The organism is Paracoccus rhizosphaerae (assembly GCF_026162645.1).
In the GTDB taxonomy this organism is placed as follows: Bacteria; Pseudomonadota; Alphaproteobacteria; order Rhodobacterales; family Rhodobacteraceae; genus Paracoccus; species Paracoccus rhizosphaerae.
This window is the reverse complement of sequence record NZ_JAOTBE010000093.1, coordinates 1-10,156: the sequence shown is the minus strand read 5'-3', so window position 1 is coordinate 10,156 and position 10,156 is coordinate 1. Positions and strand designations below refer to the sequence as shown.

Annotated in this window: 7 protein-coding genes and 1 pseudogene; 2 read left to right on the top strand and 6 right to left on the bottom strand. The window is 66.3% G+C overall.

Translation table 11 applies throughout. The features are described from left to right. Together OC184_RS18465 and OC184_RS18460 are read left to right on the top strand one after the other, a co-directional pair. Positions 1 to 343 (top strand): annotated as a pseudogene (locus OC184_RS18465) (hypothetical protein); the annotation flags it as partial. Positions 344 to 402: 59 nt separating this feature from the next. After that, positions 403 to 837: a substrate-binding domain-containing protein gene (locus OC184_RS18460; RefSeq protein WP_265508625.1), complete on the top strand. Its 435-nt coding sequence runs from the start codon at positions 403 to 405 to the stop codon at positions 835 to 837. 178 nt (positions 838 to 1,015) lie between these two features. On the opposite strand, the gene OC184_RS18455 is transcribed toward OC184_RS18460, so the two are convergent. The 6 genes from OC184_RS18455 to OC184_RS18430 form a co-directional block, all read right to left on the bottom strand. After that, on the bottom strand, positions 1,016 to 3,673 hold the full coding sequence (locus OC184_RS18455; protein ID WP_265508623.1) for a nitrate reductase: 2,658 nt from the start codon (positions 3,671 to 3,673) through the stop codon (positions 1,016 to 1,018). Between the two features lie 165 nt (positions 3,674 to 3,838). Beyond that, positions 3,839 to 4,174: a nitrite reductase small subunit NirD gene (gene nirD, locus OC184_RS18450; RefSeq protein ID WP_265508622.1), complete on the bottom strand. Its 336-nt coding sequence runs from the start codon at positions 4,172 to 4,174 to the stop codon at positions 3,839 to 3,841. Next, positions 4,171 to 6,600 (bottom strand): nitrite reductase large subunit NirB, encoded by a 2,430-nt coding sequence (gene nirB, locus OC184_RS18445; protein ID WP_265508621.1) that lies wholly within the window; start codon positions 6,598 to 6,600, stop codon positions 4,171 to 4,173. The genes nirD and nirB overlap by 4 nt, the downstream gene beginning before the upstream one ends. A 13-nt stretch (positions 6,601 to 6,613) precedes the next feature. Then, positions 6,614 to 7,819: an MFS transporter gene (locus tag OC184_RS18440; RefSeq protein ID WP_265508620.1), complete on the bottom strand. Its 1,206-nt coding sequence runs from the start codon at positions 7,817 to 7,819 to the stop codon at positions 6,614 to 6,616. A gap of 293 nt (positions 7,820 to 8,112) precedes the next feature. Next, positions 8,113 to 9,294 (bottom strand): ABC transporter substrate-binding protein, encoded by a 1,182-nt coding sequence (locus OC184_RS18435; protein ID WP_265508619.1) that lies wholly within the window; start codon positions 9,292 to 9,294, stop codon positions 8,113 to 8,115. Then, a complete protein-coding gene (locus OC184_RS18430) occupies positions 9,291 to 9,878 on the bottom strand; it encodes an ANTAR domain-containing response regulator (protein WP_265508626.1) in 588 nt (195 codons plus the stop codon). Before OC184_RS18430 ends, OC184_RS18435 begins: the two co-directional genes overlap by 4 nt. Positions 9,879 to 10,156: the final 278 nt, after the last annotated feature.

The following is a 10,156-nucleotide window of genomic DNA, read 5'->3' as shown; positions in this document are numbered from 1 at the left end:
GGACCAGTGGCGTTTCCATGGCTCGATGCATCTGGCGCGCCACAGCCTGAACTTCTGCTCCGGGAAGGACCGCAAGGCTGTGGCCGCCGACCTGCGCCGGATTTACGGCGCCCCAACCGCCATGGACGAAGTCGTCATCGGTGGTATCGATGCGACGGCCGACGCCCTGGCCGCGATGGAAGCCGGTGATCTGGACGTGACCGTGTTCCAGAACGCGGCCGGTCAGGGCGAGGGCGCGGTGGACGCTGCGTTCAAGCTGGCGCGGGGCGAGGAGGTCGACTCGAAGGTGTACGTACCATTCGAGTTGGTGAGACCCGAAAACCTTGCCGAGTACCAGAACTGATGAGCGGCGGGTCCGTATCGGCGGACCCGCAACCGATGCTTTGGGAGGAGCACCCATGCTTGACGCAGCTGTCGCGCCGTCGCGCGGGGCCTTTACAGGCGAGTACATCCTCGAGGTGGACCAAGTCCGCAAAGGATTTCCTGGCATGGTCGCACTGGACGACGTTCAGCTGTTCCTGGCTGACGGCCGGGCTGGAATTCGATGTGATCGTCGCCAACAATGACGAGATGGCGATCGGCGCGATGCAGGCGCTGAAATCTGCCGGCCGTCCGATGGACGATGTGGTGGTTGCTGGGATTGATGCCACAGCCGACGGACTTGCCGCGCTGGAAGCCCGAGACATCGACGTCACCGTGTTCCAGAACACCGTCGAACAAGGCCATGTTGCCGTTCGAGCCGCCGTCGCCGCAGCTGGTGGCACAGCGATGGAGCCGGAAGCCTGGGTCCCGTTTGAGCCGGTGACGGCCAAGAACCCGTCGCAATACGCAAACTGAACTCGCGGGCCCTCCTCCCTTCCGCGAAGGGCGGGGCACAGGTTGCCCCGCCCACCTTTAAGGCCAAGGAACTTCGAAGATGCTGAAACACACCCTCGACCCGCACATGATCCGGCACCTTTCACTCGAGGAGACCTGCCGCAAGGTCGCCGAGCTAGGCTATGACTATGTCGAACTGTCACCGCGCCCGGACTTCCTGTCTTGGTGGACCCGCCCGAAGGTCTGGCCCGAGCGCTTTCAGCCTCAGCATGAGCGCCTTGATCTCGGGCCGACACGAGCCGCAGTTCGCCCCGGCGCCAAGCGCTCTCCCGACATCGTCTAGCGAGAGCAAACCTTGCTCTGTGATCGCAGTGATCAGCCTGTTGATTCCGACGCCCGCGCAGGCGCAGACGGTGGCACCTTCATCCTGCCGGTCCGGGCCGGGAAGACCGGCGAGCAGCGTACCATCGACGTCCTGCGACAGCGCTGCCGCCAGATGGCTGCGCGACAAGGCAACCGGCTCCTCCGACACGAACAAGGCTGCAAGTAGCTGGCTGCCTTGGGTGAAGGCTAGCCGGATGACCCCGCGTCGATCGTCACGGACCACCATCGGCTGGATGTCCAGATCCAGAAGACGCTGCGCCGCCACTGTCCAATCCGCAGGCACGACCGAGCCAGCAAGTTCGGCCTGATACCCACCCGGCAATGCGGCCAATGCCCAATATTCACTGTCCGGCCGGATCGGGCGAGAAGACGCGGCGTAGGCGTACCAGCGGGCGGCGAAGGGCGCGATCGATGCCGGGGTGGACTTGAGTGCGGGCTGGCCGGATACTGGGTCGACAAGCGGCGCCGTCAGCGCGTTGACGCGTCCGGCTGAAGCGGTTTGGTCGCTCCAATGGATCGGCGCGAAGGGCTGACCCGGGGCCACGCGGTCCGTTACCAAAACACGTAGGATCGCTTCGCCTCGAGCCGTGGTGACACGGGCCAGGCTGGCGGGGGAGACACCCAGGCTTTCGGCATCACATGGGTTCAACTCCAGGAACGGCTCGGCCAGATGACGCGACAGGCGCGGCGAGGTGCCGGTGCGCGTCATGCTGTGCCACTGGTCACGCACCCGGCCGGTGTTCAGGCAGAATGCTGCGCTCGGCGTCGTCGCCGGCGGCAGGCGCGGCGTGACTTGGACCATCCGGCCTCGGCCCGAGGGAGTATGATAACTGTTGTCGCCGAAGAAACGGCCGCCCTGCCGCGCGCCCGCGCGGGGCCAGAGGAACGGCTCCATCGCGTCGTATTGCGACCGGTCCCAACCGGCACAATCCGAGATGTCGAAGTCGCTGCCCAGTCTGCCGGCGATGCCCGACAGCGCCGCATGCTCGGCAAAGATTTGCGACGGGTGTGTCCAGGCGAAAGCGTCGGCCCAGCCCATCCTCTGGGCGACTTCGGCCATGATGCGCCAGTCGTCGCGTGCCTGCCCGACCGGCCCAAGGGCCGGGCGCTGTCGGCTGATCCGACGTTCGGAGTTCGTGACGGTGCCGTTTTTCTCGCCCCATCCTGTCGCCGGCAGCAGGACATCAGCCAGGCGGGTCGTGTCTGTCTGTGCCATGATGTCCGAGACGACGACAAAGTCGCAGCCGGCAATGGCGCGGCAGACACGATTGGCATCCGGCATCGACATCGCCGGATTGGTGCCGATGATCCACAGCGCCTTGATGCGTCTCTCGTCTACTGCCCGGAACATGTCGAGCGCTTTCAGCCCTGGTGCCTCGGGCATCCGGGGTGCGTTCCAGAACTGCCGGACCGCCTCGCGATGGACCGGATTGTCGATATCCAGATGGCAGGCCAGCATATTGGCCAGACCACCGACCTCTCGGCCGCCCATGGCATTGGGCTGCCCGGTGACCGAAAAGGGTCCCATTCCGGGCCGGCCTATACGCCCGGTTGCGATGTGGCAGTTCAGGATCGCGTTGACCTTGTCCGTCCCGCTGTCGGACTGGTTGATGCCCTGCGAGTATACGGTAACCACGCGCTCGTTCGCACACCAGATTTCGATAAAGCGTGCCAGATCGTCGGGTGGAAGTCCGGTGATGGCCGGATTTCCCCGTTGCGCCGCCGCAAGCGCGTCTTCCAAGCCCTCGACCGGTGCGCCGGCCGTCATGCCCCGCCGGTGGACCTCGGACAGCAGCAAGTTGAAGAGGGCGGCATCCGCACCGGGTGCGATGGGCAGGTACAGGTCCGCGATGTCGCAGGTGGCCGTGCGCCGCGGGTCGATCACCACGACCTTGGTGCCTCGGGACTCGCGGGCGGCGGTGAGGCGCTGGAACAGCACGGGATGACACCATGCCAGGTTGGAACCGACCAGCATGACACAATCGGCCTGTTCCAGATCCTCATAAAGCCCAGGGACCGTATCGCTGCCAAAGGCACGGCGATGGCCAGCGACCGACGAGGCCATGCACAGCCGAGAGTTTGTGTCGATGTTGGCGCTGCCGATGAAGCCCTTCATCAACTTGTTGGCGACATAGTAATCCTCGGTCAGCAACTGCCCCGACACGTAGAAGGCAACAGAGTCCGGCCCGTGTCGGTCGATGGTTTCGCTGAAGCGGTTGGCCACCAGGTCAAGCGCCTCGCCCCAACTCGTGTCGCGTCCATCAATCCGTGGGACCAGCAGGCGGCCATTCGGTCCCACCGTATCCCCGAGCGCCGTGCCCTTGACGCAAAGGCGACCGAAATTGGCGGGGTGGTCCAGGTCTCCGGTTATGGCAAGGCCCCCACCGGGCAGAGGCGTGGCCAGCACGCCGCAGCCCACGCCGCAATAGGGGCATGTCGTCCGGACCGGGCGGGTTGTGGCATGCATGTTCATGAGTATCTCGCGATCATTCGGCTGGAACGTCTGGAGGGTGCGCCGGCTCGACCAGAAGGCGGTCTAGACCAGGCGAGGAAACTGTCTGGGTAAAGCTGCCTGAGGGAACCGGTCCTCTGCCGTGCAGTATGTTCTTTGGCTTTAAATCTGTGCCGCCCGTGCTCCTCATGCGGCCTTGTTGCGGTTCAGGAGGTCAGCGGTGATCAGGATGCGGCCGTTCTGGACGCGGACGGGCCAGGTGCGGACGGCGCCTTCGTCGGCGCCCTGCGCGGTGCCGGTGTTCAGGTCGAAGACCCAGTTGTGCAGGGGGCAGGTGACATGGTGGCCATGCACAATGCCTTCGGACAGCGGGCCGCCCTTGTGTGGGCAGCGGTCGTCCAGGGCGAAGACGCGGTCGTCGGCGGTGCGAAAGACGGCGATGCATCCGGCGGCGGTGCGGATCATGCGGGCGCCTTGCCGGGGGATGTCCTCCAGCGAGGCGATGTCAACAAAGCGGGTCATTCGGCGGCCTCCAGGGTCAGGTCGGCAAGGGGGGCCCATTTGGGCGTCTCGGACGGGGTCGACAGATGGGCCCAGGGGTCGCGGCGATAGACGGACTGGCTGAGCTCGAACCGTTCGACCAGGCGTTGGCGGTTTTCCAGGTCGTCGACGACCTGCGCCCTGATCCAGTCGAGGCCAACCTTGTTCATCCACTTCCAGATCCGGTCCAGATAGCGGGCGTGTTCCCGGTAAAGCTGTGTGACGGCCAGGATGATGGCGATGGCCTCGTCCTCGGACGGGGTCGAGGCCAGGTGCTCGGTCTCCTTCACCTCCATCCCTGCCGCGCCGCCGATCGAGATGTTGTAGCCGGAGTCGACGCAGACGACGCCGATGTCCTTGCAGGTGGCCTCGGCGCAGTTGCGCGGGCAGCCCGACACGCCCAGCTTCAGCTTGTGGGGCGTCCAGGACCCCCACATCAGCTTTTCCAGCCTGATGCCCAGACCGGTCGAATCCTGCGTGCCGACGCGGCAGAACTCTTTCCCGACGCAGGTCTTGACCGTCCGCAGGCCCCTGGAATAGGCCGCGCCAGACACCATCCCGGCGGCATTCAGGTCGGCCCACATGTGGGGCAGGTCCTCTTTCCGGACGCCCAGAAGGTCGATCCGCTGGCCGCCGGTCACCTTGACCATCGGCACGTCGTATTTCTCGGCCGCGTCCGCGATGGCGCGTAGTTCGGCCGGCGTCGTAACGCCGCCCCACATGCGCGGGACAACTGAATAGGTGCCGTCCTTCTGAATATTGGCATGGTTGCGTTCGTTCACGAAACGCGACTGGCGGTCGTCCTGGTATTCCAGAGGCCATTCGGCCAGCAGATAGAAGTTCAGCGCCGGGCGACAGGAATGGCAGCCGCCGACGGTCTTCCAGCCCAGCTCCTGCATCACGGCGGGGATCGACCTCAGGCCCATCGACCTGATCAGCCGGCGCACGTCCTCGTGCGTGTGATCGGTGCATTTACACATGCCTGCTGGCGCGCTGACGACGGCGCCGCCAAGTGTCAGCGCCATGACCTGTTCCACCAGTCCGGTGCAGGTGCCGCAGGACCCGCTGGCCTTGGTGCAGCTTCGCACTGCGTCCAGTGCGGTCGCGCCGTTCTGCACGGCCTGGACGATGGTACCCTTGCAGACGCCGTTGCAGCCGCAGATCTCCGCCTCAGGCGGCAAGGCTGCAACGGCCGCCATAGGGTCCGGTGCGGCACCCCCCTGGAAGGCCGGGCCGAAGATCAGCGTGTCGCGCATGTCCGCGATGTCGGTGCCGTCCTTCATCAGGCCATAGAACCAGTTGCCGTCGGCCGTGTCGCCATACATGACCGCGCCGATGATGCGGTCGTCCTGCAGGACCAGCCGCTTGTAGATGCCGCGGCCGGGATCGCGGAAGACGATGTCCTCTCGACCCTCGCCCTCGGCAAAGTCGCCGGCGCTGAAGAGGTCGCAGCCTGTGACCTTCAGCTTGGTCGCGGTCTGGACGGGGCGGAACTCGGCCGACTGATCCTGCAGCGTCCGGGCCAGGACCTTGGCCTGGTCATAGAGCGGCGCGACAAGCCCGAACAGCTGCCCGCGATGTTCGACGCATTCGCCAAGCGCGAAGATATGCGGGTCGCTGGTCCGCAGCGCGTCGTCCACGACGATGCCGCGTTCGACCTCGAGGCGTGCATCGACGGCGATGCGGGTCTCGGGGCGGATGCCCACGGCCATGCAGACCAGGTCGGCGGGATAGACGGTGCCGTCCTCCAGCAGAACGGCCTCGGCCCGGTCCTCGCCCAGGATCGCCTTGGTGGCGCCCTTGCAGTGGACGGTGATGCCGCGGCTCTCCAGGTCCTTCTGCAGCAGGTATCCCGCCGCAGGGTCCAGCTGGCGTTCCATCAGGTGGCCCATCAGGTGGATGACGGTGACGCGGGCGCCCTGCGCGGCCATGCCCGCCGCCGCCTCCAGCCCCAGAAGGCCGCCGCCGATGACGACCGCATCCTTGCCGGCGGTGGCCATCATCGCCTGCGTATCCTCCAGGTCGCGATAGGCCACGACGCCTGGCAGGTCCTTGCCGGGGACCGGGATGATGAAGGGGGCCGATCCCGTGGCGATCACCAGCGCGTCGTATTCGGCGCTGCTGTGGTTCGAATGGACCGTGCGGGCGTCGCGGTCGATGCGGACGACGGGTTCGCCAAAGCGGCAATCGACGCCGTGGGCCGCATACCAGTCCGCATCATGGGTGACGATCTGGTCATAGGTCTTCTCGCCCGACAGGACCGGCGACAGCATCAGCCGGTTGTAGTTCCCGCGTGGTTCCGCGTTGAACAGGGTAACGTCCCAGGCATCCGGGGCGGCGTCGAACAGATGCTCCAGCAGGCGGCCCGAGGCCATGCCGGCGCCGATGACGACAAGCTTCTTCTTCATGGCAAAGCTCCTTTCAGGCGGCTTGCAGGGTGGCGGTGCGGTCCATGCGGCGGACCGCAGTGTGCATCCACAGCGCACAGGTCGCGACCAGTACGAAAATGACCATGAAGCAGCTGGACCATTGGCCGGTCGCGTCCTTCAGCCAGCCGAAGACCAGGGGCAGGATGAACCCGCCCAGCCCCCCGATCATGCCGACCAATCCCCCGACCGCGCCGACATTCTGCGGATAATAGCTGGGGATATGCTTGTAGACCGCAGCCTTCCCAAGGCTCATCACGAAGCCGAGCGTGAAGATGACCAGCAGGAAGACGGGCAGGGACACGCCGGCTGTCAGGATCGCCGTGGCCACCAGCGACACGGCGAAGGTCACGGACATCACCTTGCGGGCGCCGACACGATCCGACAGGACGCCGCCATAGGCGCGGAAGATCGAGGCAGGGATCGAATAGGCCGCGCCGACCATTCCGGCGGTCTTCACGTCAAGGCCATAGGCGCCGATCAGGTAATGCGGCAGCCACAGCGCCAAGGCCACAAAGGCGCCGAAGCTGAAGAAGTAATAGGCCGAGAAGCGCCAGACCTGCAGGTTCTTCAGCGGCGCGAACTCGGCCCTCAGGCTGCGGCGCGGTGCGGCACCCTCTCGGCGGGCGGCGGTCACCGGGTCGTCCTTGCTGAGCAGCCAGAACAGGATTGCCGTGACGGCCAAGGCGACGGCCCAGATCTGCGCCGTCGCCTGCCAGCCGACCGCGACCATGACAAAGGGCGCGACGAACTTGGTGACGGCGGCGCCGACATTGCCGACCCCGAAGATGCCAAGCGCCGTGCCCTGCCGCCCATCATCGTAGAAGCGCGAGACATACGCGACGCCGACGGCGAACGAACCGCCGGCGACGCCCACGCCAAGAGCGGCGATCAGCACTTGCGGATAGGTGCTGGCCCAGCCAAGCGCAAAGGTCGCGACGGCCGCGGTCAGCATGGTCAGGGTGTAGACAAACCGACCGCCCAGACGGTCCGTGGCGATGCCCAGGACGATGCGGGTCAGCGAACCCGTCAGGATGGGCAGGCCGACCAGAAAGCCGAACTGCGTGTCGGTCAGGCCCAGCTGCTGGTCGATCTGGATGCCGATGATGGAGAAAATCGTCCAGACGGCAAAGCAGACGGTGAAGGCGAAGGTCGAAAGGCTCAGCGCGCGGCGCGGGGCCTGCTGTGGGATGGTGGGCATGGGATGCTCCGATGGCTGGCGTTGGAGTGCGCAGGCGTCAGTCGGGGCACCAGAGGGTGGCCGGCGGTTGACTGCGCGTTCGGGCTGTCATGAGATCCGCGTCCTCGCGGAGGTCGTGCCGCATCGTTGCGAGAGGGCATCTGGCGCGCCATTGCGCCCGGCCCATGTCCAGACCCTCGCCGCGTCGTCCTCCGGGTGCAAGCGCGGGTTTGCGTCAGGCCGCGGTGGTCGCGGCAAAATAGGCATGGCGCACAGGGATTGGGCGAGGGCAGCGCCGGATGCCCGTTTGCCGGTCAGTTTGTCGACGCGGGCCCGGCCGGAGGTTCGAAGGTAAAACCGTCGAAGAAGCCGTCGGCGCGCAGAATCATCTGGCCGCGTTCGGCGGGCACGGTGCGGTCCTCTGCGATCGCCCCCTCGACCCGCAGCGAGGCGCCGGGCAGCGCGGCCCCGGCCGGACGCAGGTGCTGGCGATAGAGGTCGGTGCGGAATCGGGCCATGGCGGCCTGCATGGCAGGCGCCTCGGCGCGGCCGTGCTGGCGCGCGATGCTGGCGGCGAATAAGGCCGCAACGCTTTTCCACGGAAAGCTGGCGGCGCCCCCGTTGAAGGCCAGAAACCCCGGCACGTCGCGGGTCTCGCCATCGGACAAGATCGTCAGCCGTCCGGTCAGGCCCCGCTCGGCCAGCTCCGACGGCAGGTCCAGATAGTCCTTGCGCGAGATGATCTCGGCGGCGGTGCCGCAGTGGTCGGGCTCGTCCAGCCACCGGCTTGCGCGCCAGATCGCGCGCATCAGCGCGCCGGACTGTTCCGGGCGGTCCTCGACAAAGTCATGGCGCAGGACCAGGCCCTTCTCGGGCGGCGCCGACCAGATCGCCGTGCCGGGCAGCAGCAGCGCCGCGATCCCGTGTTCCACCGCAAACGACGCCCAAGGCTCGCCCACGCAGAAGGCGTCGATCTCGGCCGCGGCCAAGGCGCCGGCCATCATCGGCGGCGGGACGGTCCTGATGTCCAGGTCCGAGGGCGTGAAGCCGCAGGCCGACAGCCAGTGGTGGATCAACTCGAGCTGGGTCGAGAACATGAAGGGCACGCCGACGCGCAGGCGCCCCGCGACCACGCGGCGAAGCGCAAGCCCCGCCCGCCGTGCGTCGGCGAAGTCGAAATCGTGCCCGACGGCCCGCAGCTGGTCCTCGATGGCGCGGCTGACGGCGACTGCCTGGCCGCCGTGGGACAGGAACATGACCAGATCCAGCACTGGCAAGGCCGGCCCCAGCCCCAGTGCCTGACCGACGGGCAACGGCACCAGCATGTGCGCGGCGTCGATCAGCCCGGCGCCCAGCAAGTCGCGGCTTTGCGCCCAGGCCCCCAGCCTGACCAGCTGCAGTTGCAGTCCTTCTTCTGCGGCGAAGCCCAGTTCGTGCGCGACGATCAGCGGCGCCGCGTCGATCAGCGGAATGTATCCAAGCCGCAGCGTGATCATCGGCCCAGCAGCCCCGCCGCCGTCACCAGCTGCTGCGCGATCTCTCCGATCCGCTTGCCTTGGTCCATCGCGGTCTTGCGCAGAAGGGCATAGGCCTCGTCTTCGCCTATGCCGCGGGCCTTCATCAGGACGGCCTTGGCGCGGTCGACGATCTTGCGGTCCTCCAGCGCGGCGCGCGTGGCGGCAAGTTCCGCCCGCAACTGCTGCAGCATGTGGAACCGCGCAATGGCCGCGTCGATCACGGGCTTCAGCCGGTCCGGGCGCAACCCGTCCACGACATAGGCCGAAATCCCCGCCTCGATCGCCGACCGCGTCAACTGTTCGTCGGACCGGTCGACGAACATGGCGACCGGACGTTCCGACGGGCCCGACGCCAGCGCCAGTTCCTCGAGGATGTCGCGCGAGGGGTCGGCGATGTCGATCAGCACGACGTCGGGGCGCAGTTCCGCCACCCGCCGCGCCAAGGCGGTCTGTTCGGCGATGATGCGGATGTCGTGGTCGCCAGCCCCGCGAAGCCCCTCCGCGATGGACTGCGCCCGGTCGGGGTCAGGTTCTACGACGACGATCAGCAGCTTTTTCAACATGCGCACCCAAGATATGGCATAGGTGTCATGGCCGTCAGTGTTACACAAGTTTCAACTGCTGCCGTGACAGAGGTTGGCTTGCTTTGCCTACTTCTTCATCGGCACGGTTGTAGGCTTTAGGGTCTGTCCCTATAAGTTTCTGTTGCAGGCCAGCGTGTTGAGTGATTCACGCTGGTCATGGTCATGGTCATGGTCATGGTCATGGTCATGGTCATGGTCATGGTCATGGTCATGGTCATGGTCATGGTCATGGTCATGGTCATGGTCATGGTCATGGT

Excerpts from the sequence above, each read along its gene's own strand:
- OC184_RS18455 (WP_265508623.1), bottom strand. The coding sequence starts at position 3,673 with ATGAACATGCATGCCACAACCCGCCCGGTCCGGACGACATGCCCCTAT.
- nirD (WP_265508622.1), bottom strand. The coding sequence starts at position 4,174 with ATGACCCGCTTTGTTGACATCGCCTCGCTGGAGGACATCCCCCGGCAA.
- nirB (WP_265508621.1), bottom strand. The coding sequence starts at position 6,600 with ATGAAGAAGAAGCTTGTCGTCATCGGCGCCGGCATGGCCTCGGGCCGC.
- OC184_RS18440 (WP_265508620.1), bottom strand. The coding sequence starts at position 7,819 with ATGCCCACCATCCCACAGCAGGCCCCGCGCCGCGCGCTGAGCCTTTCG.
- OC184_RS18435 (WP_265508619.1), bottom strand. The coding sequence starts at position 9,294 with ATGATCACGCTGCGGCTTGGATACATTCCGCTGATCGACGCGGCGCCG.
- OC184_RS18430 (WP_265508626.1), bottom strand. The coding sequence starts at position 9,878 with ATGTTGAAAAAGCTGCTGATCGTCGTCGTAGAACCTGACCCCGACCGG.